We start from the raw sequence: 22811 nt of genomic DNA on the forward strand, positions 1-22811 counted from the left end.
GTTATGAGCCTAACAGAACAGCTTAAAGCGCAGATGAAACAAGCGATGGTCGCCAAAGAAAAGGCGCGCCTTAGCACTATTCGTATGGCGCTTGCTGCTATCAAGCAGGTTGAAGTGGACACCCGCGAGACCCTGACAGATGAGCAGGTAATAGCTGTGCTGACCAAGATGGTGAAACAACGGCGCGATGCAATCGAGCAGTATCAAGCCGCTGGACGTCCTGAGTTAGCCGCTGCAGAAGAAGCAGAAGTTCTGGTACTGAAAGAATTTCTGCCGCAACCTTTGACTGATGATGAACTTCATCAGATCATCGATGCTGCGATTAAAGCCACGGGTGCGTCGTCCATAGCCGATATGGGCAAGGTAATGGGTTTAGTCAAAAACCAGGTACTAGGTCGGGCTAACATGGGTGCAGTAAGCACTCAGATAAAAGCCAAACTTCAGTAATCTGGTGTTGTTTCACGAACAAGCCGTGCTTCAGCGCGGCTTGTTTGTTTACATCGGTCTAAGGGCAAAGACTGAAAACACATGGCAATACCTAGAGATTTTATCAACGAGCTGATTGCTCGAACCGATATTGTCGATCTCATCGACCACAAAGTGCCGTTGAAAAAAGCAGGCAAGAATTATGCTGCCTGTTGCCCATTTCATAGTGAAAAATCCCCGTCTTTTACCGTCAGCCGCGACAAGCAGTTTTACCATTGTTTCGGTTGTGGCGCGCATGGCAATGCGATTGATTTTGTCATGGAGTATGAGCGACTAGACTTTCTGGATGCTATCGGCGAGCTTGCCGGCCAACTCGGGCTGGAAGTTCCTAGAGAATCTGGCAATCGTGCAGATGAAAGTGTCAGTCGAGACCTGTATCAATTGATGGAAGAAGCTGGCCGCTATTTCCAAAAGCAGCTCCGTAGTCACCCACAAAAACAACGAGTGCTTGACTACCTGCAAAAGCGCGGCTTATCCGAAGACATTGTGGAACGGTTCGGCATAGGTTATGCACCAGATGGCTGGGATAACCTGATGAGCCTCTATGCCCAGAAGCCTCAGTTACAGGAAAAACTGCTGACAGCGGGAATGCTGATTAACAATGAGCAAGGTCGTCGCTATGACCGCTTTCGCGACCGCTTAATGTTTCCAATCCGTGACCGTCGCGGACGTGTCATTGCATTTGGTGGACGCGTCCTCGGGGATGGTACGCCGAAATACTTGAATTCGCCCGAGACGCCCATATTTCATAAAGGCAATGAACTCTATGGTCTTTATGAACTGCGGCAACAATACCGTGATCCTGAACGCGTGTTAATTGTTGAAGGTTATATGGATGTCGTGGCGCTCGCTCAGTTTGGAATTGATTATGCCGTCGCATCGCTGGGAACTTCCACCACGGCTGAGCAGTTTCAATTGCTGTTGCGCAGCGCTAAAGAAGTAGTGTGTTGTTACGATGGTGATAACGCCGGACGTGAAGCGGCTTGGCGAGCATTGGAAACGGCGCTGCCAATGCTCAAACCTGGTGATACGGTGCGATTTATGTTCTTACCGCAAACTGAAGATCCGGATTCAATGGTTCGCAAAGCGGGTAAAGAAGCATTTGAACAGCTCATCGAACAAGCACAGTCATTGGAAGAGTTTCTATTTGAAACGCTGACAGAACGTAATGGCAGCGATAAAGCCTCTCTTGCGAAGCAAGCGATAGCGCTAATTGAACGTATACAGGACAGCGTGTTACAAAATTTGTTGTTGGAAAACCTCACCTACCGGCTGCGTATGGGCAGTGTTGATGAGATGAAACGACGTCTGGGATTCCAGGCTAAAACTGCAGCGCAGCTTCAACAACAGCAAACATTAAAAGGTAGAGGTACCCCACTTAGACTGGCGATAGCTCTGCTCGTACAGGATCCCCGCTTGGGGTTTAAGTTAATGCCCCAACCGGCATTACAGTTTTTAAAAATGACCGGCGTAGAACTGCTGGTTCGCTTATTGGAATTAACTCGAACTGAAACGTTGAACAGCGCACAACTACTTGAATATTATCGAGATACGGAAGATTACCCGGTCTTAACTAAATTGACCCAATGGGATCATCAAGTGGCGGATGAAAATGTTCAGCAAGAGTTTAAAACAGCACTGGTATGGCTGAATAATCAATATATTGAACAGCGTTACCAGGAATTAAGTCTGAAGCAAGATCTGAGTAAAGACGAAAAGTTACAGCTCAAGAAGCTGATCGCCGCGATGAAGCGGTTATAACGTAAGATTTTTCCACTCTCAGATCCCGCCTCGGGCTGGCACAGTATTGTGCAAATGGTTATAATTGATGGTTTGCACGGCACATTAGATTTGTCGTTGCTTATCGTTGTAACAGTTACCAAATTGGATGATATCTATGGATCATACTCCGCAGTCGCAACTTAAACTGTTGCTCGCAAAAGGTAAAGAGCAAGGTTATCTAACCTATGCAGAAGTGAACGATCACTTACCTGCCGACATGGTCGATTCTGACCAGATCGAAGATATTATCCAGATGATAAATGACATGGGTATCAAGGTGTTTGAAGAAGCACCTGACGCCGATGACATTATGATGTCTGAAGACAATACTGACGACGATGCCGCAGAAGAAGCAGCTGCCGCGCTGGCTTCTGTTGAAAGCGAACTGGGACGCACTACTGACCCTGTGCGCATGTATATGCGTGAAATGGGTACCGTAGAACTGTTAACCCGCGAGGGTGAAATCCAGATCGCTAAGCGTATCGAAGAAGGGATTAACGAAGTCCAGGGTTCTGTGGCTGAATATCCACAAGCTATTTCAATGATCCTGGAACAATATGATCAATATGAAGCTGATCAGTTGCGTCTGTCTGACATTATCTCTGGATTTGTAAATCCTGATGAAGATGACATGGCCCCTACCGCCACTCATATCGGTTCCGAACTGTCTGATGATGATTTAGACGATGAAGATGATCTTGATGATGATGACGAAGAAGGCGAAGGCTCCGATAACGAGGATGATGACGGTTCAAAAGGACCTGATCCTGAAGAAGCTCGTGAACGTTTCGCACAGCTGCGCGCTGCATACGAAAACTCACTGAAAATCATCGAAGAAAAAGGCAGAAATCACCCACATGCAATTGGTGCCTTATTCGAAATCGGTGAGATCTTCAAAGAATTCCGTCTGGTACCTAAACAGTTCGACCGCTTAGTGAAAAGCATGCGTTCAATGATGGACAAAGTACGTGTCCAAGAACGTCTGATCATGAAATTATGCGTTGAACAGGCCAAAATGCCTAAGAAGAACTTCATTAAGTTGTTCGGTGGCAACGAAACCGATATCACTTGGTTCCAGAAAGAGATGGCCGCATCTAAAGCATATTCTGAAGCGTTAAAAGCTGTAGAAGAAGATGTTGTTCGCTGCCACGCCAAACTTGCCGCAATTGAAGTGGAAACTGGCTTGTCAATCACTGCGATTAAAGACATCAGCCGCCGCATGAGTATCGGTGAAGCGAAGGCGCGCCGTGCCAAGAAAGAGATGGTAGAAGCTAACCTGCGTCTGGTAATTTCCATCGCGAAAAAATACACCAACCGCGGTTTGCAATTCCTGGATCTGATCCAGGAAGGCAACATTGGTCTGATGAAAGCAGTGGATAAATTCGAATACCGTCGCGGTTATAAGTTCTCCACTTATGCGACATGGTGGATCCGCCAGGCCATCACGCGTTCTATTGCTGACCAGGCTCGGACAATTCGTATTCCGGTACATATGATCGAAACCATCAACAAGCTGAACCGTATTTCACGGCAGATGCTGCAAGAGATGGGGCGTGAGCCATCACCAGAAGAGCTGGCTGAACGGATGATGATGCCAGAAGACAAAATTCGTAAGGTGTTGAAGATTGCTAAAGAACCAATCTCCATGGAAACACCTATCGGCGATGATGAAGATTCGCATTTGGGTGACTTCATTGAAGACACTACGCTGGAACTGCCGCTGGATAGCGCTACTAGTGAAAGCTTGAAACAGGCCACTCACGAAGTACTGGCAGGCTTAACTGCTCGTGAGGCGAAAGTGTTGCGTATGCGTTTTGGTATCGACATGAACACGGACCATACATTGGAAGAAGTGGGTAAACAATTCGATGTAACTCGTGAACGTATCCGTCAAATTGAGGCTAAAGCCCTGCGTAAACTGCGTCACCCAAGCCGCTCAGAAATTCTGAAGTCGTTCCTGGATGAATAGCCATTATGCTTCCAAAGACCCCGCTTATGCGGGGTTTTTTATTGCCCATTGGCTACTCAGTGCGTAACAGATAACCAATTGAAAGCGAAGCAGTTCAATAAGCACCAAAACACGGGTGACAAGCCGGAGCAAAGTTCGTATACTCACTCCCGCTTGACGGAAGCACCGTTGGCACGGCCCCTTAGCTCAGTCGGTTAGAGCACACGACTCATAATCGTTAGGTCCACGGTTCAAGTCCGTGAGGGGCCACCATCTTTTTCAAAGGCTTAGTTCATTAAATTGACTAAGCCTTTGTGCTTTCTGAAATCAACTCTTTTCGGATGGCTATAGTTATAAAGGCAGTCACCATATTTTTACCATTTAGCACACCTCAAACCTTCCTGGGATCTTGGTCAGACAATTCGTGCACTCACCTTTAGCATTCAGTGAGTATTCTAGCAACTGATAGCGATGTCGACGTATGACGACATGCTGGCAATGGGGGCAATAGGTATTTTCACTATCATCATGCTGAATATTGCCGGTATAGACAAATTGAATCCCGGCATCTAGCGCAATATTTCGAGCCCGAAGTAAGGTCTCCAGTGGTGTAGGCGGCACGTCCATCATTTTGAAATCCGGATGAAACGCACTGAAGTGAAGAGGCACCTGCGGCCCAAGATTATCCACAATCCATGAGGATAGCTTTTGCAGTTCTTCTGAACTGTCATTATAGCCAGGGATCAGCAGTGTGGTGATTTCCAACCAAACATCAGTTTCATGTTTTAGATACAGCAAGGTGTCTAACACTGGAGCTAAATTACCGCTGCATACCTTGCGATAAAACTGATCTGACATCGCTTTAAGATCGATATTGGCTGCATCAATATAGTGATAAAACTCTTGCCGAGGTTTTTCGCACATGTATCCGGCACTGACAGCAACAGCCTGCAGTCCAAGCTCATGACAGGCAATGGCAGTATCTCGCGCATACTCAAAAAAGATCACTGGGTCATTGTAAGTAAAGGCGACACTTTTACAGTGAAGTGCCAGCGCCCTGCGAGCAATATTCTCTGGAGAACCTTCAGCAGAAAGAATTGACCGTTCTCGCGTTTTACTGATATTCCAATTCTGACAATACTTACATCCTAAATTGCACCCTTCCGTACCGAAGGAATACACGCGGCTTCCAGGATAAAAGTGGTTCAGCGGCTTTTTCTCTATCGGATCAATGGCAAAACCACTGGCTAAGCCATAGCTGGTCAGCACGATTTCTCCATCAGAGGCTTCCCGGATATAACAAGCGCCCTTCTTACCATCACGTAAAGCACAATGTCGCGGGCAAACATCACACACAACCCGCCCGTCGTCTAAACGGTGCCAGTACTGTGTTTTAAATTTTTCGATTGTTGTTCCCACACGCCATCTCTCAACGTTGTGCAGATCCTATACTCAATAATAGTGCAATTAGTGAAATTGGTTGAATGATGAACATCCGTCTGCCGGCCGTTGCCGGACATTTTTATCAACGCGATCCCGTACAGCTGCGTTCTCAAATTCAGCGCTGGCTGCATAATGAATTACATGAATCGAAGTCCATCAAAGCCATACTTGTCCCACATGCCGGTTATATCTATTCCGGTACGACAGCGGCATTAGCTTATTCACTGATAAATCGGCAAAAAAGTAGGTTCAATAAGGTAATTCTGGTAGGGCCTTCTCATCATTATTACTTTGACGGCTGCGCGTTGCCGGTTTGCGAACAATTCGGTACGCCTTTAGGTCAGATTGTTATTTGCCAGGAACATCGACAACAACTACAACATGTACCACTAGTAATTTTTTCCGATGAGGTTCATCAAAACGAACATTGTCTGGAAGTTCAGCTGCCATTTTTACAAAGTTGTCTTAACCGCTTTCAATTAACCCCGATTGTGACCAGTAATATCTCCGCCGAGGCACTGGCCACAGTTATTGCTCCACTTTGGCAGGAGGATACGCTGTTAGTGATCAGTAGCGACCTCAGCCATTATCATTCCTATGCTGAGGCGAATGAAATCGATCAACATACCTGCGATAAAATTGAGCACTTTCAAGCCTCAATCTCACCTGAAGAAGCGTGTGGTGCCACAGGAGTCAATGCGTTGCTAATACTCGCGGCAAGGCACCATTACCAACTGCGACTGCTTCAACGAATTAATTCCGGTGATTCTGCCGGGGATAAATCAAGAGTAGTGGGTTATGCCAGTTACATCGTCACCGACATATAACCATAAGCAAATAAAACAGTTACTTGCGGTCGCAAGACAAGCAATTAACGACTATTGTTCCGGAATTTATCAGAAGCCTCAACTGGGCCATTTCGATGCAGATTTATGCCGAATAGGGGCCTGTTTCGTTACCTTAGAAGTGGCACAAAAGTTACAAGGATGTATTGGTAGCATCATAGCTAACGCCCCGCTCATTGAAGAGGTTTATGATAAAGCGCACGCAGCAGCTTGTCAGGACCCACGTTTTCAACCATTAGAAGCATCCCAACTTGCTAAATTAACCATTGAAGTATCAGTGTTATCATTACCACAAAGACTAGCGATTAAAGATGAACAGACCTTACTGAACTATCTTGGCAATCATCACGTTGGTGTGATTTTAAGTGATGGTGTGCGCCGAGCAGTGTTTCTGCCACAAGTATGGGAACAATTGCCTGAGCCGGAAGCATTCCTGCATCAACTCAAATTAAAGGGCGGATGGCCGAGCACCTATTGGAATGCAATGATGCGAGTTGACATATTTACCGTCACATCGGCAAAAGACGCCTATGCAACTCACCACTCAACTTAACCAAATGCCTTCAGATATTCAGTGTCAGCTGACGTTCATTCGCATTGGGTTCTTTGGTAACTGCCGCACTTAACCCCGCAGCGATGCCGACTAACCTGATCCCTCGACCATTTGCTCGCAGCCACGCTTGCGTTAACAAGTTATCAAACAGTTGTGGCGATAATTCTGCCGCACGGCTTTCGATAGTCGTCTGGCGAAAATCCGCAAACTTCAGCTTTACCACCAATTTGCCAATCTGCTGCTCACGCGCATGTCGCTGAAATCTGCCAGCCAGCTCTTTCAGTAAATGCTGCATTACTTGTCGACACTGTTCAGCGCTATAAATATCGCGGGCTAATGTTGTTTCAACACCTATCGATTTGCGTATGCGATTAGGATTGAGCTCCCGCGCATCAATACCAAATGCGCGTTGGTGCAACACTTGACCAAACTTGCCAAATATCTCGACCAACTGATGCTGCGGTATACGTTGCACATCGGCACAGGTAAATAGCTGCATCTCTGCTAAACGACTCGCGGTAACTTTACCAACCCCGGGAATTTTCTCTAAAGGCAGCGCCGCAATAAAGTCAGGCAATGACTCCGGAGTAATCACATATTGCCCGTTAGGTTTGTTAATTTCCGACGCCACTTTAGCCAGAAATTTTACCGGGGCAACACCAGCAGAAGCAGTGAGTCCGGTTTCAGCCAGAATATCGCGACGAATAGCTTCGGCAATCAAGGTGGCAGAACTTTGATGCAGCTGACAATCCGACACATCCAAATACGCTTCATCCAGAGACAATGGCTCAATCTTATCGGTGTAGCGTTCGAAAATAGTATGGATCTGCCGAGACACGGCTTTATAAACTTCCATTCGGCCAGGAAGCAAGATGAGTGCGGGACACAGCTTTAGCGCATAACCGGTAGCCATCGCTGAATGAATACCAAATTTGCGCGCTTCATAGTTACAGGTACTGATAACACCTCTGCGCTCACGACTACCACCAACGGCCAGCGGCTTTCCCCGATATTCTGGAAAATCACGCATTTCTACAGCTGCATAATAACAGTCCATATCCACATGAATGATTTTCTTCATTTTGCTTTACCTTGGCACTCACACGCACAAATACTGTATATAAAAGGCTCTTCACTGAATGTGGTGGAACAGTTAAAGTTCACCCACAACATACTCTCAAAATTCAGTGATGAGCGAAGCTGCCTTATATCAACAAATCTTGGGATTAACCCCTCCCTGGAACGTCTCTAATGTTCATCTTGATGAACAACATCAGCGTATTATTGTCATTGTTGAATATGCTGCATCATCAAACATTCAATGCCCAATATGCGAGGCTCCCAGTCGTCACTATGACTCCCGTCAGAGAACATGGCGGCACTTAGATACTTGCCAGTATCAAACACTTATTCAGGCTAATGTTCCGCGTATTCACTGTCCGACACATGGTTACCAGACCCTTCAGGTTCCCTGGGCAAATGAAAGTAGCCGCTATACCGAATTATTTGAAATGCATGTCCTTACGCTGTTGTCGATGAGTACCCTTAATGCTGTCAGCCGATTTTTCAAACTCAGTTGGGGAGCAATTGATAGGATCATGGAGCGAGCGGTTAATCGTGGTTTGGCAAAACGCGGTGCGGTGAAGACCCAGCATTTATTAGTAGATGAGACGGCTCTTAAAAAGGGACATGAATATGTCACCTTACTTTCAAACCACGAAGGGCAAGTACTGGCGGTATCAGAAGGGCGTTCAGCGACCAGTTTTGCTGATTGTCTGGCACAACTCCCTGCAAATTCAGTAAGTCATACTCAGTCGGTGTGTATGGACATGAGCCCTGCCTACATTAAAGCGGCAAGACGACACATACCAAATGCCGAAAGGAAAATAGCCTTTGACCATTTCCATATCGCTAAATTACTGACTGAAGCGGTCAATAAGATCCGTAAAGCAGACCTCTTCGGATTGGCACCATCAATGAGACAAGAAGCTCATAGGACTCGTTTTAGCTGGTTAAAGCGGCAAGAAAATCTGTGCGATACAGACAAAGAAAGGGTTAATAAGCTTGTTCCCGCCATGATGAATACTGCACTGGCTTGGTATTTTAAAGAACTCGCAAGAAATATCTGGTACAGCAACCGAGTGAGAGGAGCTAAACAACGCTGGAGCAACTGGATAGCGTTGGCCAAAGCCACAGAGTTAAAACCGTTAATCGCAGTGGCAGACACAATAGAGAATAAGCTCTGGGGGATCCTTAACGCTATGCGTTTTGGTCTATCAAATGGACTAGCAGAAGCGATAAATAGCCAGGTTAGGCAACTAAGAGTAAAAGCGATGGGATATCGGAATTCGGCACGATTTCGACGTGCGATATTGTTTCATTTCGGAAAGCTGGATATGGGATTCCACCAATAACGGCGAAGAGCCATATAAAAACAGTATAAATGTAAAGCAAACAAAAAAAGGGAGCCTGAGCTCCCTGTTCAAGCGAGACCGGGTTAGCTAATACGGAATCGATTAATATTATTTGATAGCGCTTTACTTACTGTACGAAACGCTTTCATCTGTTCCACCAGAGCTTCGCTCGCAGTCAATGACTCATCAGAACGTTCTCGCACATCTTCAATATTGCGCGCCACTTCTTCCGATACGACAGCTTGTTGGCCAATGGCAGAGGTCATTTCTGCCGTCTGCTGTTGAATTTCATTAATCGCCGTAGTGATCTCATCTAACACTGCTTCAACTTGCACGGTCAACGCCCGCCCAGCATCCGCCTGCTTAACGCCACTTTCCATCACCTGTTCGGCCTGCTGCGCCTGTGACTGTAAAGTTTGAATAATATCTTGAATATTACTGGTTGAGTCCTGAGTCCGCGAAGCAAGGGTTCGAACTTCGTCAGCAACTACAGCGAACCCGCGTCCTTGTTCACCGGCACGGGCAGCTTCAATTGCAGCATTTAGCGCTAACAGGTTGGTCTGCTCTGCAATGGCTCGAATAACACTTAAGACCTCACCGATCTGTTCTGAACTGGTCTTCAGTTCACGGATCACACTCGCAGCTGAGTTAACCTGTTCAGATAACGCATACATGCCGTTAGCGGCCTTCTGCACCGTTTCAACACCAGCTAACGATTGACTATGAGCCGCGTCTGCAGAGTCTGCCGTACGTTGGGCCCCGGCAGCCATCTCCTGACTGGTATGTGCCATTTCTGTTGCCGCAGTTGCTACCGATGCAATTTGTTGCTTTTGCGCCCTAACAGAACTTAATGCTTGCTCGCAGACAGCAACAGAACCATCCACACCGCGGTCGACCTCATCTGTGAGTTGTCGCGTTTCCTGAAGCATATCCTCGACTTTAGCGGCAAACTTATTGAACGCAGCGCTGAGTCGACCTAATTCATCATCGCGTGACATCTCAATGCGACGAGATAGATCGCCATCGCCGTCGGCAATGTCTTCCATCGCCAGTAATAATTCCTTTAAATGGTGACGAAAAGGTTGCAGCACAATCGAAATCAGCCCAACCACCAACAAAATGATCCCGATTGCCATCCCACTGGTCTGCCAAAACTTATGTTCTACCGGTGCCATGAATACCGCATCAGGTAACATAAACCCCAAGTACCAACGCACTTTTGGGTAATCGCTATCAATGCTCACGTAACTCACATGTTGCCGCTGGCCCTGATAAGTGACTTCAGACACACCTTCACCCATTGACCGCATGGTTTGCTTCAGTGCAGCGAAGCCAGCATTGTCATTACTTAAGGTGTCAACTTGAGTAATGTCTGTCCCAGGCGTAAAAGCTTTATTAAAGCCAGGGAAATAGACCAATTTACCCTGTTCTGTCATCAAAAATGCCTGACCTTGTCCCTGATATTTGATAGGCGAAAGCAGATTTTTACCTATGGTGTCGATGAGAATGTCCATCCCCCCGATACCGATCAGCTTTCCAGAACTGTCCTTAACGACCGTCTTTACCGTAGCTGATACCGTACCATCATTGGCATCAACTGCTGGATCAGCCACAAACAGACCATTTTTATCAATAGCTTCCTGCCACCATGGACGCTTATTGGTGTAGTAATTAGGATCGCCATCATAACGGCCATTCAAATCAAAATATTCGAAAGTATTGGCTGAGCCCAAAAATACCGACTTAATATCTTTGTCTCGCTCGGAGAAAAAATGAAAATATTTAATTAATTGATGGTATTGCTGATCATCAGACAAATCAGAGCCACGCTGTTTGTAATCAGCAAACCATTGGACAACCCAAGGATTAGAAAAGATCGAATGGATGATCTGACCTTTGGCGTAGAAGTAACTGCCAATTTCTTGCGCCTTCAGATCTAACATGGATGAAATATCACTGTCGATACGGACTCTTGTCTCATTACTATCAGTTTTGACCACGACCGCAGCGACGATAGTGAGCAAAATTGCCAAAGCACCGGCAATTGTCACTACCAATTGTAGACTCAATGAACGTCTTATTTGCAACATCAGGGCTCCCACTCTTGCTTTTCTTATTAAGGAGCCGTCAATGTACCAAATGTGCCAGTACTCTTTTAGTTAAAAATTACGTAACAAAATGTTAAAAGGCAGCGATATGGGCAAATTCAATGATGATTAGCGAAACAGCGAAAATATGTAGGCGAGTTCTTCTTTACTAACAAGGGGTTGTTGCGGATTGTCACAAGTGGTTGTCTTTTTGACAACCACTTTATCTGGCACGACCTCTGGGCGTTTGCGCGGGGAAGTCCGCGTTGCCAAATGCAGGTTACTGGATATTTCGTTCATAAGCGTTTCCTTTTGTTACTGATTAAATAATAATCAGATCACACTGAATATGCACTGAACGCTTACGTAAATTATCCTCTAATAGTGTAAACGATAACTAATATTATCATTACATAAATTACATCTTTGACTGCAGGTAATTTTGTAGTCCAATTTTCTTAATCAAGCCTAACTGTTTTTCCAACCAGTACATATGATCAGCTTCGGTATCTTCCAGTAATACCTCGAGAATTTCCCTCGTCTGATAATCATTGAGTTGCTCACATAAGGCGATGCCCTGACGCAAGGAGTCCGCAACTTTGTATTCATATTGCAAATCGTTGTAAAGCATCTCTTCTACGTTGCCACCAATAGTTAATGCTTCCCGGCTTTCTATGTCAGGCTTACCTTCAAGAAACAAAATACGAGAGATAAGCTTTGCTGCATGTCCTCGTTCATCCAGTGACTCATGGTTTATTCGTTCATAGAGCTCAGTCAATCCCCAGTCTTCGTACATGTGTGCATGAACAAAATACTGATCCATCGAAGAGAGTTCGCCAGTCAATTGCTTATTCAGCATGGCAAGAATTTGCGGATGTCCTTTCATATGCAACTCCTTATGCTTCGCTCATTTGAGATTGAAGGTAATTTTGAATACCTGTGATCCGGATTAGCTCAAATTGGGACTCTAGCCAATCGAGATGCTCTTCTTCATCCTCAAGAATATCTTCAAGCAAATCACGGCTAACGTAATCCTGTTCAGTTTCACATATGACAATAGAGTCTCGCAGTAATTGCAGCTGCTCTTCAAGCATCAACTTGTCACAAGACAGCATCTCTTCACTGTGTTCACCAATCCTCAATTTATCTAGTTGCTGTAGATTCGGTAAGCCTTCAAGAAATAGCACTCTTTCTATCAACTTATCCGCATGCTTCATATCCTGAATCGATTTCTTGTAGCTGCGATGATTCAGTCCTTCGAGGCCCCAGTTTTTAAACATCCTGGCGTGAAGAAAGTACTGGTTGATCGCGGTGAGCTCACATGTCAGCACCTTGTTGAGCTGCATAACAATATTCGGTTGACCTTTCATGGCATAATTCCTTGATAGCGACAATTTGATCTATATCAATGTTTAAAGCCTAACCTCAGATATTAAAAATATCAAATTACCTCTTAATTTCAGTTATTTAATAAAAATAAATGATTACTATTATCAATCTAAATTATAAGTGGATGGATGGAACTTACGGAAAATACTGATAAAAAAAACGGCTTAGCGCCGTTTTTTGATTATCAATGACAATTAGATAATACGGTGTTGAGCAAGTCGCTCCTGCCTGGCTTTCTCTTTGGCATCTTTAGCTTTTCGACGATCACATGGCTCATCGCAATCACAAGCCTTTTCAATGCCTAAAACACCAAGTCCACCACAGCTTCCCTGAACGGCTTTGCGCTTGATCAGATAACCGATAGACATCAGCAGAAAAAACACCAGCAAAAACAGAAAAGCGGCTATGAATGTACTCATCATGATTCCTCTTGCTCTCGGATATCTTAATAACCGATATCAGTATTATACCTTAAAGCAATTCATCTTTTCAGTGATTGTCCTGCTAGCCACAGACTGCTGTCCGCTAACAAACTCATCAACAGAATTAACCTCAACAAGGTAAAAAAATGGCACAGCGAACACTGTGCCAGATAGTTACATTAGCCACCGAAGTCATCCAGAAGGATGTTATCATCTTCGACGCCTAGGTCTTTCAGCATCGCAATAACAGCGGCGTTCATTACTGGAGGTCCACACATATAGAACTCACAGTCTTCCGGCGCTTCATGGCTCTTCAGGTAATTTTCGTACAGCACATTATGAATAAAGCCGGTGTACCCGTTCCAATCATCTTCAGGCTGCGGATCAGAGAGCGCGACGTACCAATTAAAGTTATCGTTTTCTTTGGCCAGCATATCGAAATCTTCAACATAGAACATTTCACGCTTAGAACGGGCGCCATACCAGAAACTCATCTTACGCTTAGTTTTTATACGCTTCAGCTGGTCAAAAATATGAGAACGCATTGGTGCCATACCAGCACCACCGCCGATAAACACCATCTCAGCATCGGTATCTTTCGCGAAAAACTCACCAAAAGGACCCGATATTGTGACTTTGTCACCCGCTTTGAGACTCCAGATGTAAGATGACATCTTACCGCACGGCAAGCTCAAATTACGTGGTGGAGGTGTTGCGATACGAACGTTAAGCATGATGATGCCGAACTCTTCTGGATAGTTCGCCATTGAGTAAGCACGTATTACTGGCTCATCAACCTTAGACTCGAGTTTGAAGAACCCGAAATGATCCCAGTCCTTACGATACTTCTCAGGAATGTCGTAATCCTTGTAGTATACGTGATGAGCTGGAGCCTCAATCTGGATATAACCACCAGCACGGAATGGTACCGATTCGCCGTCAGGAATAGCCAGCTTCAATTCTTTAATAAAGGTCGCTTTGTTGTCATTAGAAATGACTGTACATTCCCATTTTTTGATACCAAAAATGGCTTCGTCCAGTTCGATTTCCATATCGTTCTTAACGTTCACCTGACATGACAGGCGACAACCTTCACGCGCTTCACCTTTATTAATATGGCTCAGTTCGGTAGGCAAAATATCGCCGCCGCCGGATTTGACAATCACCCGGCACTGACCACATGAGCCACCGCCACCACAGGCAGATGACACAAAGATCCCATTATCCGCCAGCACGCCCAGCAACTTACCACCAGCCGAGGTTTTAATGGCCTTATCAGGATCGCCATTGATTGAAATTGTTATATCACCGCTGGACACTAGTTTGGACTTGGCGAATAAAATCACCAATACCAACACCAGTACAATGGCGGTGAACATACTCACACCGAGGTAAACCTCAAGTGGAGTGGACTTAAAAATACCAAGAATATCCATTAACTTATCCTTAGAAGGTCCAATTCAGGAAGCCACTGGCCGCATCAAAGCGACACACCAGAGAACGACATGAAACCCAATGCCATCAGGCCAGCGGTAAGGAAGGTAATTCCCAAACCACGCAGTCCTGCAGGCACATCCGCATATTTGAGTTTTTCACGGATACCAGCCATCAACACAATGGCCAATGCCCAGCCCATTCCTGAACCGAAACCAAATATCGCACTTTCACCCAGTGTGTAATCACGTTCTACCATGAAGGACACCGCGCCGAAAATCGCACAGTTCACCGTAATCAGCGGCAAGAAGATACCCAATGCGTTGTACAGTGGTGGAAAGTACTTATCCAATGCCATTTCCAGTATCTGAACTAAAGCAGCAATCACCCCGATAAAGGTGATGAACTTCAGAAAGCTCAGGTCAGCGTCGGGGAAACCAGCCCATGCCAATGCCCCCGGAGCTAACAGACCTTGATAGATGATCTGGTTAGCTGGCACTGAAATTGTCATCACCAGCACAACTGCGATACCCAACCCCATGGCGGTTTTGACTTTTTTAGACACTGCCAGGAATGTACACATCCCCAGGAAGAAAGACAGCGCCATGTTTTCGATAAAAATCGAACGGATCAATAAACTTAAATAGTGTTCCATGATGCTTATCCTTTCGCTTCAACCTGTTCGGGTTTCTTAGTACGAATTACCCAAATCAGCATACCTATCAGGAAGAAGGCACTGGGGGGTAACAACAGCAGACCATTGGGCTGGTACCAGCCACCATCAGAAATTTTCTGCAGGATCTGCACCCCGAACAAGGAGCCGCTGCCAAACAGTTCACGGAAGAAACCGACGGTCATCAGCACTGCGCCATAGCCCAGACCATTACCGATACCATCCATAAAACTCATCAATGGTGGTGACTTCATGGCGTATGCTTCAGCGCGTCCCATTACGATACAGTTGGTGATGATCAACCCCACAAACACCGACAACTGTTTAGACACGTTGTAGGCATAAGCTTGCAGTAACTGGTCAACCACGATTACCAGCGAAGCGATAATCGTCATCTGCACAATAATACGAACACTGCTAGGTATATGGTTACGAATCAACGAGATAAACAAGTTAGAAAACGCGGTTACTGCAGTAAGCGCAAGCGCCATCACCAATGCTGTTTCCAGTTTACTGGTTACTGCCAAGGCACTACAGACACCCAAGACTTGCAGCGCAATTGGGTTATTATTGAGAATAGGTCCGGTCAGAACCTGTCTCAGTTCTTTGGTATCAGCCATTAGCTCAGTCCTCCATTGCGTGCTTTTTCAATGAAGTGGGCGAAACCTTCATTACCCAACCAGAACGTCAAAGTGTGTTGTACGCCGTTACTAGTCAATGTCGCGCCAGACAGCGCATCGACACCATATTCTGATGCTGCCACTGCAGGATTCTTGGTCACTTTAATTGCGATATTGCCATTTTCGTCAAACAGCTTTTTGCCGTCCCACTTCGCTTTCCACTTCGGATTCTGCACTTCACCGCCAAGTCCCGGAGTTTCCCCCTGATCGTAATAAACCAGATTCTGCACCGTGTTCATATCAGGTTTTACTGCCAGGAAGGCATACATGGTTGACCACAAGCCGTAGCCATGCACAGGCATGATTACCGTAACAAGTTTTCCGGCTTCATCATGCACCAGATAAACGACCGCATTGTCAGCAACCCGCTTAACAGATGCAATATCGTGTTCCGGCACAAACGAGGTCGATGGGTCGCGAGATGCTTTTTTCTGATCATAGGTATCACCGTCAACGCCTGGCACCATATCGCCAGTTTTCAGATCTACCACTTTGGCTTGTACGTATTTTTTATATGTGTTCAGGATATCTTTCTTGTTCAGCTTTGCCTGAGGGTCTATCAGACCGGCAGCTTCAAGAATGTATTTTTGCTTATCCAGCAACTTGTTTTCCTGTTGGGTCGGCTTCAGCAAAACGGCCGCGGTCGATACAAATATGGAGCAGATCAGACACAAACCGACAACGATAAACAGAGTACTGGCAAATGAATCTTTATTCTTAGCCACGAGCAATCCTCCGCTTAATATTTGCCTGTACCACAAAATGGTCAAACAACGGTGCGAACAGGTTGGCAAACAGAATTGCCAGCATCATCCCTTCTGGGAAGGCTGGGTTGATTACCCTGATAAATACCACCATTGCACCAATCAAAATACCGTAAGCCCATTTAGCTTTGTTGGTAAAGGATGCAGACACTGGATCCGTTGCCATAAACATCATCCCGAAGGCAAAGCCACCCAACACTAAATGCCAATACCAAGGCATGGCAAACATAGGATTGGTGTTGGAACCAACAGCATTCAGCAGCAGCGATACAGCGATCATTCCGACCATCACACCACCAACAATGCGCCATGATGCGATGCGAGTGTAGATGATGATCAATCCACCAATGAGAATTGCTAACGTCGAAACTTCACCGGTAGAGCCTGGAATAAAACCAAGGAAAGCATTCCACCAACTCTGGTCAAAGGCATAACTCAATTTCCCTGCAGCAGCTTGACTCAGCGCGGTTGCGCCAGAATACCCATCTGCGACTACCCAGGTAGTGTCGCCGGACATATTGAGCGGATAAGCAAAGAACAAAAATGCACGTCCTGCCAATGCCGGATTGAGGAAGTTACGCCCGGTGCCACCAAAGACTTCTTTGGCAACTACGACACCAAAGGTGATCCCTAAGGCAACCATCCACAATGGAATTGTCGGTGGCAGGATCAGTGCGAACAGGATGGAAGTTACAAAGAAACCTTCATTAACTTCGTGCCCACGCACAGTGGCAAATAACACTTCCCAAATACCACCGATAGCAAAGGTGACAGCATAGATAGGCAGAAAGAAACACGCACCGTACCACATCAAAGTGGCCCAACCGGCATTCGCGGTTAACTCAGCACCGAACAGATGAAACAAACCCACTTGCCAAACATCAGGAGTACCATGACCTGCAACCAACGCCAACTGCGCTTGCAGACCAATATTGTACATGCCCACAAACATTGCCGGGAAAGTACAGGCCCAGACAGTAATCATCATCCGTTTCAGGTCCAGGTTATCACGCACATGGGTTCGCCCTGTGTTTACTTTACCCGGAGTGTATAAAATGGTCGCTGCAGCCTCATAAAGCGCATACAGCTTTTCGTATTTCCCGCCCTTTTCAAACTGCGGTTCAATACGCTCAAGAAAATCTTTCAAGCTCATAGGCCTTCCCTCTCAATGGTCTCCAGGCAGTCTCGAAGATAGGAGCCATAGTCATACTTACCGGGACAAACGAATGTACAGAGCGCCAGGTCTTCTTCATCCAATTCCAGCGCACCCAATGCCACAGCACTGTCGGTGTCGCCAGACACCAAATCCCGCAACAACATAGTTGGCAGAATATCCAGTGGCATGACCCGTTCGTAGTTACCGATAGGCACCATCGCACGTTCAGAACCGCCTGTACTGGTGGTCATATTGAATAAACGAGAAGGTGTTAAATGCCCCAGGAAAGCACGAGTGATAGAGAACTTGTCAGCACCAGGCATCACCCAGCCGAAGAACTCTTTCTCAGTACCTTCTTCAACTAGAGAGATCTGTAAAGAATACCGACCGAGATAAGCATGTGGCCCGGTTGCGGTTTCCCCATACAGCACAGACCCGGAAATCACCCGCACCTGACCATCAGCTTTTTCGTTCGCCAACAACTCGTCAGTACTTGCCCCCAATAAAGTACGAACTAGCCGTGGAGATTTTGCTTTTGGTCCGCCGATGGCGATTACGCGCTGACAGTTAAGCTCACCGGTAGTAAACAACTGACCGATGGCAATAACGTCCTGATAGCCTATATGCCATACGGTACGCTTTGAAGATGCTGGCATCAGGAAATGGATGTGCGTGCCAGGTAATCCTGCCGGATGAGGACCGGCAAACTCTTCCACCTGAGTGTCAGCCGCAGGGATATCTACTCCAGGCGCTTTACATAAGAAAACCTTGTCAGAAAGCCGAGAAATTACTTTCAGGCCATTCACAAAATCATCTTTATGTTCAGCAATAATTACCTGAGGGTCAGCAGCCAGTGGCTGTGTATCGATAGCAGTAACAAATACGGCAGCAGCAGAAGATTCTACGGCCGGGACTTTACTGAAAGGTCGAGTACGAAATGCCGTCCATAATCCTGAGTCAATCAGGTTTTTTCGGACGTCAGAGGCAGCGATAGTGTTGAGCGTTGCGGGTTCGTATTTGGCAAAAGAGACGGATTCACTCCCTTCTACTTCAATCACGACCGACTGCAAAACTCGTCGGGCGCCGCGGTTGATGTCTACAACAGTGCCACTGGCAAAAGCGGTATATTTTACGCCGGGGTTCCTTTTATCTTCAAAAAGAACCTGGCCCTTCGCTACTTTATCGCCCACTTTGATTTTCATCGTTGGACGTAAGCCAATATACTCTTCACCCAATGTAGCAACGTGTTTAATGGCTGGGCCATCATGGATAACTTGCTTTGGTTTACCTGCAAGAGGTAAGTCCAATCCTTTCTTGATTGTAATCATATCCACATGCACTACGGTTGAAGGAAAGACAATGCGCCGCGTTCCTGCCAATCCAGGGCATCACACAACCAATATGCCAAGCATTGAGTTAGCGCAGATTTTTCTCAGAAATGCGATCGCAATCACGTTGTTCGGCAGGCATTCTAACCCAATTGAAATGCTATAGCCACGAAAATTGTAGTATTTTTGTGCCCACAACCATCCCATGATCAACAATTTAACCAACAAATTTTTATCATTTTATTGACAACATAATGCAACAACCTGCCAATGCTGCATTAATGAACTACATCCTTCTTTTAAAAAGAATTATTTTTGTGACTTCTAGTGTAGAGAAAAAATAACTTTGCGTTTGATCACAATTAATGATCAACAAAATTCTCAGTCATCACACTTGCACCAGCAGAAGCAAATCAGCAATGACTTAACAATACCGTACACCATAGTGCAATTGGTATTACCATTGCTATTAAACTTTAGTAAGTGATGGCATTTCTTGCATAAAAAAACGACATGAATTGGCATTCATGTCGTTTCTAAAAAGTAAGACGAAACTAATAGCAGTTACAGTTGATGCAAAATTTCATCACTCAGTTTCAGCTCGTCGTTGTGATTGATACTAACACCGGCAGCAATAACATCTCGTGCAATCTGCTGTGCTTGTTCTAATGAATGCATGGTATATGTACCACACTGATATTCATTCAATTCTGGGATTGCGTGCTGATCTTTAACCTGTAATACATCCTGCATTGCTGCCAACCAAGCATCGGCGACACGTTGCTCGTCAGGCGTTCCGATTAAGCTCATGTAAAAGCCGGTTCGGCATCCCATAGGCGAAATATCAATGATTTCTACGCCATTACCGTTTAAATGATCACGCATAAAACCCGCAAACAGATGTTCTAGTGTATGGATACCACGTTCACTGAGAATGGTTTTATTCGGAACACAGAAGCGTAAATCAAACACGGTTATCTCATCACCTTTAGGTGTGGTCATTTGTTTAGCGACCCGCACGGCTGGCGCATGCATCCGGGTATGATCTACGGTAAAACTATCTAACAACGGCATAATGCCTCCCTTGTTAATTCTTTGACCACCGCATTAGTGCGATGGTTGAGGTAATTGGTCCAGTCTCAGCCACGACATTTTGGCGATGAAGGGACTTCCGCTAATGCTTGCCACTCGTCAGGGGTGTAAGTATGCATAGACAGGGCATGCACCCCATTGGCTAATTCATACGCCAGAACTTCATTCACTTTACGGTGCCTAGCTAATAATCGTAGCCCCTCAAAGGTGGAGCTCACCAGCACGACCTTAAAATGGGTTTCTGAATTAGGAGGCACATGATGATTATGACTTTCATTGAGTACTTCAATGTGTTCAGGCTTGAGTTCAGCCTGCAATTTCTGCTGGATAGTATCTGCAACTGACATAAGTAATTCCCAATGACTCCTTGAATGGCGGCAGGTTACTTGCTCAGGATACAAAGATCAATCTACAAAGAATAATGACTGATTCACTGACTGTGAAAGTACGGAATTAACTGACGAAAGGTGAAGTTAATGCGCGGCTCTTGTAATTTTAAGCGCTTAGGTAAGGCATGTTGCCATTGCTGCTGCATGGGCCAACGCATTAAAAGCAAATCGCCACTTTCCAACTGTAACCGTATTTTCTCATGTGTTTGCCGGGAACGAATATCAAAATCTCGGGCGGCACCAATTGTTACTGAAGCAATATCGCTCCCCGGTTGCAGCTCTGGCTCATCATCACTGTGCCAGCCCATACAGTCACGCCCATCCGCATATCGGTTTACCAGCACACCATTGCTCTGAAACTGGAAATCACGCTGTAACATCAGCCGTAAACGTTGACAATACTTTGGCCAAGCAAGTGCTCTCACCATCATACCGGAATACAGATAGTCACATCCTAGATCACCAAACCAAACCTGAGTTCTAGGGATCGGATGCGGTTTCCCGAAAACCTCTACCACGGGCTTTTGTAATGGGTACATGAGCGCTTCTTGCCATAAAATTTGCTGTTGTGCCTGACTAAGGTAGCCCCGCACCAACAACATCGGGGGGGCATTGAAAGTCTCCCGCTGCCGCTCACCAGCACCATCGAACAACAGCTCTGATTGCTGGGGTATTTTCGCCATAGCTGTCGATTCCATATAAGGAAGTCGCTATTCACAGAGGCTTCTGCGATAATTCGCGACAATTTTTCGGTGAATCAACGTTTATAATGGCTCAGTTCTCATTTGCAAACCAGGTACTGGAACTACAACGCTATCCCACTAATCAGCAGACCAACCTGCAAGCATGGGATGCTGCTGACGAACACCTGTTACATATGCTGGATGAGCGAGCCCTACCGGCATCAGTCATGATGCTAAATGATAATTTTGGTGCACTGTTGTGCGCATTAAAATCCAGACAATCAGATTTACGCTGTCTGTGGATTTCCGATGCAGCCACATCTCACTACGGTGCGGCCCAGAATCTCAGTCAAAATTGCCTGCCGACTGCGGATATTCAGTGGCTGGTAGAAGCGCCTGAAAAAATCGATAGCAAGCAATTGACCTTGATGAAATTACCGAAAAACCTCAATTATTTCGCCTGGCAACTCACACAACTGTCCAGAGTGTTACCTGCGGGAAGTGAGCTGTTTATCGGTGCCAAAGCAAAATCCATCAATCCACCGCTGCTGCAACTCATCGCCCAGTGTTTTGGCCCTGCAAGTGCCAGTCTGGCCTGGAAGAAAACGCGTGTTATTACGGCAGTTGCTGATGGTAAATTGCGACCAGAAATTGCCCCACAGTGCTGGCCGGTGCCGGAATATAAACTGCAACTTTCTAATTTGAGCAATGTTTTTGCGGCCAACAAATTGGATATAGGGGCTCGTCTGATGCTGCAACACATGCCACAGGGAAATTTCCAACAGGTTATCGATCTTGGTTGTGGCAATGGCATATTGGGGTTACGAGCAGCACAGTTGTTTCCACAGGCGCACATTCATTTTGTCGATGATTCTGCACAAGCAATTGCTTCAGCGCAGCAGAACTGGCAATTGAATAATTTAGCCGCCGAAAAAGGTCATTTTTACTGGGATGACTGTCTGACGAATCTGCCAGCGGACATTGAGACAGACCTAATCCTCTGTAATCCCCCGTTTCATCAGGGGGAAGCGATTACCGATCACATCGCCTGGCAGATGTTTGTAGATGCTAAACAACGTTTACGAGCCGGAGGATTATTACAAGTCGTCGGCAACCGCCATTTAGGCTATCACGTCAAACTCAAGCGCCTTTTTGGCAACTCTACTACGGTTGCCAGCAATCAAAAGTTTGTGATCTTACAAGCCGTAAAATAATCCGCATTTAAACTGTTACAAAAAAAACA

Annotated in this window: 23 protein-coding genes and 1 tRNA gene; 8 read left to right on the plus strand and 16 right to left on the minus strand. The window is 45.9% G+C overall.

Annotated elements, in window-relative coordinates; all coding sequences use genetic code 11:
* Nucleotides 1-3 precede the first annotated feature (3 nt).
* The 4 genes from KDN34_RS12185 (at nucleotide 4) to KDN34_RS12200 (ending at nucleotide 4489) form a co-directional block, all read left to right on the plus strand.
* Nucleotides 4-447 (plus strand): GatB/YqeY domain-containing protein, encoded by a 444-nt coding sequence (locus KDN34_RS12185; protein ID WP_212594035.1) that lies wholly within the window; start codon nucleotides 4-6, stop codon nucleotides 445-447.
* An 81-nt stretch (nucleotides 448-528) separates the two neighbouring features.
* Nucleotides 529-2247 carry a DNA primase gene (dnaG, locus tag KDN34_RS12190; protein WP_212594036.1) on the plus strand — a complete coding sequence of 573 codons (1719 nt, stop codon included), beginning with the start codon at nucleotides 529-531 and terminating at the stop codon, nucleotides 2245-2247.
* A gap of 136 nt (nucleotides 2248-2383) precedes the next feature.
* Nucleotides 2384-4237, plus strand: a complete 1854-nt coding sequence (gene rpoD / locus KDN34_RS12195) for an RNA polymerase sigma factor RpoD (protein ID WP_212594037.1) — start codon at nucleotides 2384-2386, stop codon at nucleotides 4235-4237.
* Nucleotides 4238-4412: 175 nt separating this feature from the next.
* Nucleotides 4413-4489: transfer RNA gene (locus KDN34_RS12200), tRNA-Ile, on the plus strand.
* Nucleotides 4490-4597: 108 nt separating this feature from the next.
* Here the strand turns inward: KDN34_RS12200 and amrS are convergent.
* Entirely contained in the window at nucleotides 4598-5635 is a 1038-nt protein-coding gene (amrS, locus tag KDN34_RS12205) for an AmmeMemoRadiSam system radical SAM enzyme (protein WP_228730330.1), read from the minus strand.
* Between the two features lie 65 nt (nucleotides 5636-5700).
* On the opposite strand from amrS, the gene amrB reads away from it, so the two are divergent.
* On the plus strand, nucleotides 5701-6486 hold the full coding sequence (gene amrB, locus KDN34_RS12210; RefSeq protein WP_212594038.1) for an AmmeMemoRadiSam system protein B: 786 nt from the start codon (nucleotides 5701-5703) through the stop codon (nucleotides 6484-6486).
* Nucleotides 6458-7057, plus strand: a complete 600-nt coding sequence (gene amrA, locus KDN34_RS12215) for an AmmeMemoRadiSam system protein A (protein WP_212594039.1) — start codon at nucleotides 6458-6460, stop codon at nucleotides 7055-7057. Before amrB ends, amrA begins: the two co-directional genes overlap by 29 nt.
* A gap of 10 nt (nucleotides 7058-7067) precedes the next feature.
* On the opposite strand, the gene dinB is transcribed toward amrA, so the two are convergent.
* Nucleotides 7068-8138 carry a DNA polymerase IV gene (gene dinB / locus KDN34_RS12220; protein ID WP_212594040.1) on the minus strand — a complete coding sequence of 357 codons (1071 nt, stop codon included), beginning with the start codon at nucleotides 8136-8138 and terminating at the stop codon, nucleotides 7068-7070.
* A 109-nt stretch (nucleotides 8139-8247) separates the two neighbouring features.
* On the opposite strand from dinB, the gene KDN34_RS12225 reads away from it, so the two are divergent.
* Nucleotides 8248-9471, plus strand: a complete 1224-nt coding sequence (locus tag KDN34_RS12225; RefSeq protein ID WP_212594041.1) for an ISL3 family transposase — start codon at nucleotides 8248-8250, stop codon at nucleotides 9469-9471.
* An 83-nt stretch (nucleotides 9472-9554) separates the two neighbouring features.
* Here the strand turns inward: KDN34_RS12225 and KDN34_RS12230 are convergent, their stop codons facing one another.
* From KDN34_RS12230 to KDN34_RS12295, 14 genes are all read right to left on the minus strand, one after another.
* Nucleotides 9555-11561 carry a methyl-accepting chemotaxis protein gene (locus tag KDN34_RS12230; RefSeq protein ID WP_212594042.1) on the minus strand — a complete coding sequence of 669 codons (2007 nt, stop codon included), beginning with the start codon at nucleotides 11559-11561 and terminating at the stop codon, nucleotides 9555-9557.
* A gap of 126 nt (nucleotides 11562-11687) precedes the next feature.
* Nucleotides 11688-11858: a hypothetical protein gene (locus tag KDN34_RS12235; protein ID WP_212594043.1), complete on the minus strand. Its 171-nt coding sequence runs from the start codon at nucleotides 11856-11858 to the stop codon at nucleotides 11688-11690.
* A 118-nt stretch (nucleotides 11859-11976) separates the two neighbouring features.
* Nucleotides 11977-12444: a bacterioferritin gene (gene bfr, locus KDN34_RS12240; RefSeq protein WP_212594044.1), complete on the minus strand. Its 468-nt coding sequence runs from the start codon at nucleotides 12442-12444 to the stop codon at nucleotides 11977-11979.
* A 10-nt stretch (nucleotides 12445-12454) separates the two neighbouring features.
* Nucleotides 12455-12928, minus strand: coding sequence for a bacterioferritin (gene bfr, locus KDN34_RS12245; RefSeq protein WP_212594045.1), 474 nt, complete (start codon nucleotides 12926-12928; stop codon nucleotides 12455-12457).
* A 213-nt stretch (nucleotides 12929-13141) separates the two neighbouring features.
* Nucleotides 13142-13366, minus strand: coding sequence for a (Na+)-NQR maturation NqrM (gene nqrM / locus KDN34_RS12250; RefSeq protein WP_212596643.1), 225 nt, complete (start codon nucleotides 13364-13366; stop codon nucleotides 13142-13144).
* 182 nt (nucleotides 13367-13548) lie between these two features.
* A complete protein-coding gene (gene nqrF / locus KDN34_RS12255) occupies nucleotides 13549-14805 on the minus strand; it encodes an NADH:ubiquinone reductase (Na(+)-transporting) subunit F (RefSeq protein WP_212594046.1) in 1257 nt (418 codons plus the stop codon).
* A 44-nt stretch (nucleotides 14806-14849) separates the two neighbouring features.
* Nucleotides 14850-15458, minus strand: a complete 609-nt coding sequence (gene nqrE, locus KDN34_RS12260) for an NADH:ubiquinone reductase (Na(+)-transporting) subunit E (protein WP_212594047.1) — start codon at nucleotides 15456-15458, stop codon at nucleotides 14850-14852.
* A 5-nt stretch (nucleotides 15459-15463) separates the two neighbouring features.
* Entirely contained in the window at nucleotides 15464-16096 is a 633-nt protein-coding gene (locus tag KDN34_RS12265) for an NADH:ubiquinone reductase (Na(+)-transporting) subunit D (protein ID WP_212594048.1), read from the minus strand.
* Complete coding sequence (locus KDN34_RS12270; protein ID WP_212594049.1) at nucleotides 16096-16881, minus strand: Na(+)-translocating NADH-quinone reductase subunit C; 786 nt, start codon at nucleotides 16879-16881, stop codon at nucleotides 16096-16098. Before KDN34_RS12270 ends, KDN34_RS12265 begins: the two co-directional genes overlap by 1 nt.
* The gene (locus KDN34_RS12275) at nucleotides 16874-18073 is read right to left on the minus strand and encodes an NADH:ubiquinone reductase (Na(+)-transporting) subunit B (protein ID WP_212594050.1); all 1200 of its coding nucleotides are present in this window, start codon (nucleotides 18071-18073) and stop codon (nucleotides 16874-16876) included. The genes KDN34_RS12270 and KDN34_RS12275 overlap by 8 nt, the downstream gene beginning before the upstream one ends.
* Nucleotides 18070-19404 (minus strand): Na(+)-translocating NADH-quinone reductase subunit A, encoded by a 1335-nt coding sequence (locus tag KDN34_RS12280; protein WP_212594051.1) that lies wholly within the window; start codon nucleotides 19402-19404, stop codon nucleotides 18070-18072. The genes KDN34_RS12275 and KDN34_RS12280 overlap by 4 nt, the downstream gene beginning before the upstream one ends.
* 564 nt (nucleotides 19405-19968) lie before the next feature.
* On the minus strand, nucleotides 19969-20478 hold the full coding sequence (luxS, locus tag KDN34_RS12285) for an S-ribosylhomocysteine lyase (RefSeq protein ID WP_212594052.1): 510 nt from the start codon (nucleotides 20476-20478) through the stop codon (nucleotides 19969-19971).
* Nucleotides 20479-20543: 65 nt separating this feature from the next.
* Nucleotides 20544-20843, minus strand: a complete 300-nt coding sequence (locus KDN34_RS12290; protein ID WP_212594053.1) for a BolA family protein — start codon at nucleotides 20841-20843, stop codon at nucleotides 20544-20546.
* 83 nt (nucleotides 20844-20926) lie between these two features.
* Nucleotides 20927-21568: an alpha-ketoglutarate-dependent dioxygenase AlkB family protein gene (locus KDN34_RS12295; RefSeq protein WP_228730331.1), complete on the minus strand. Its 642-nt coding sequence runs from the start codon at nucleotides 21566-21568 to the stop codon at nucleotides 20927-20929.
* A gap of 83 nt (nucleotides 21569-21651) precedes the next feature.
* Between KDN34_RS12295 and KDN34_RS12300 the strand changes: the two genes are divergently transcribed.
* Nucleotides 21652-22782: a methyltransferase gene (locus KDN34_RS12300; RefSeq protein ID WP_212596644.1), complete on the plus strand. Its 1131-nt coding sequence runs from the start codon at nucleotides 21652-21654 to the stop codon at nucleotides 22780-22782.
* Nucleotides 22783-22811: the final 29 nt, after the last annotated feature.

The organism is Shewanella yunxiaonensis (genome assembly GCF_018223345.1).
Classification (GTDB): Bacteria; Pseudomonadota; Gammaproteobacteria; order Enterobacterales; family Shewanellaceae; genus Shewanella; species Shewanella yunxiaonensis.

Excerpts from the sequence above, each read along its gene's own strand:
- KDN34_RS12185 (WP_212594035.1), top strand. The coding sequence starts at position 4 with ATGAGCCTAACAGAACAGCTTAAAGCGCAGATGAAACAAGCGATGGTC.
- dnaG (WP_212594036.1), top strand. The coding sequence starts at position 529 with ATGGCAATACCTAGAGATTTTATCAACGAGCTGATTGCTCGAACCGAT.
- rpoD (WP_212594037.1), top strand. The coding sequence starts at position 2,384 with ATGGATCATACTCCGCAGTCGCAACTTAAACTGTTGCTCGCAAAAGGT.
- amrB (WP_212594038.1), top strand. The coding sequence starts at position 5,701 with ATGATGAACATCCGTCTGCCGGCCGTTGCCGGACATTTTTATCAACGC.
- amrA (WP_212594039.1), top strand. The coding sequence starts at position 6,458 with ATGCCAGTTACATCGTCACCGACATATAACCATAAGCAAATAAAACAG.
- dinB (WP_212594040.1), bottom strand. The coding sequence starts at position 8,138 with ATGAAGAAAATCATTCATGTGGATATGGACTGTTATTATGCAGCTGTA.
- KDN34_RS12225 (WP_212594041.1), top strand. The coding sequence starts at position 8,248 with ATGAGCGAAGCTGCCTTATATCAACAAATCTTGGGATTAACCCCTCCC.
- KDN34_RS12230 (WP_212594042.1), bottom strand. The coding sequence starts at position 11,561 with ATGTTGCAAATAAGACGTTCATTGAGTCTACAATTGGTAGTGACAATT.
- KDN34_RS12235 (WP_212594043.1), bottom strand. The coding sequence starts at position 11,858 with ATGAACGAAATATCCAGTAACCTGCATTTGGCAACGCGGACTTCCCCG.
- bfr (WP_212594044.1), bottom strand. The coding sequence starts at position 12,444 with ATGAAAGGACATCCGCAAATTCTTGCCATGCTGAATAAGCAATTGACT.
- bfr (WP_212594045.1), bottom strand. The coding sequence starts at position 12,928 with ATGAAAGGTCAACCGAATATTGTTATGCAGCTCAACAAGGTGCTGACA.
- nqrM (WP_212596643.1), bottom strand. The coding sequence starts at position 13,366 with ATGAGTACATTCATAGCCGCTTTTCTGTTTTTGCTGGTGTTTTTTCTG.
- nqrF (WP_212594046.1), bottom strand. The coding sequence starts at position 14,805 with ATGGATATTCTTGGTATTTTTAAGTCCACTCCACTTGAGGTTTACCTC.
- nqrE (WP_212594047.1), bottom strand. The coding sequence starts at position 15,458 with ATGGAACACTATTTAAGTTTATTGATCCGTTCGATTTTTATCGAAAAC.
- KDN34_RS12265 (WP_212594048.1), bottom strand. The coding sequence starts at position 16,096 with ATGGCTGATACCAAAGAACTGAGACAGGTTCTGACCGGACCTATTCTC.
- KDN34_RS12275 (WP_212594050.1), bottom strand. The coding sequence starts at position 18,073 with ATGAGCTTGAAAGATTTTCTTGAGCGTATTGAACCGCAGTTTGAAAAG.
- KDN34_RS12280 (WP_212594051.1), bottom strand. The coding sequence starts at position 19,404 with ATGATTACAATCAAGAAAGGATTGGACTTACCTCTTGCAGGTAAACCA.
- luxS (WP_212594052.1), bottom strand. The coding sequence starts at position 20,478 with ATGCCGTTGTTAGATAGTTTTACCGTAGATCATACCCGGATGCATGCG.
- KDN34_RS12290 (WP_212594053.1), bottom strand. The coding sequence starts at position 20,843 with ATGTCAGTTGCAGATACTATCCAGCAGAAATTGCAGGCTGAACTCAAG.
- KDN34_RS12295 (WP_228730331.1), bottom strand. The coding sequence starts at position 21,568 with ATGGCGAAAATACCCCAGCAATCAGAGCTGTTGTTCGATGGTGCTGGT.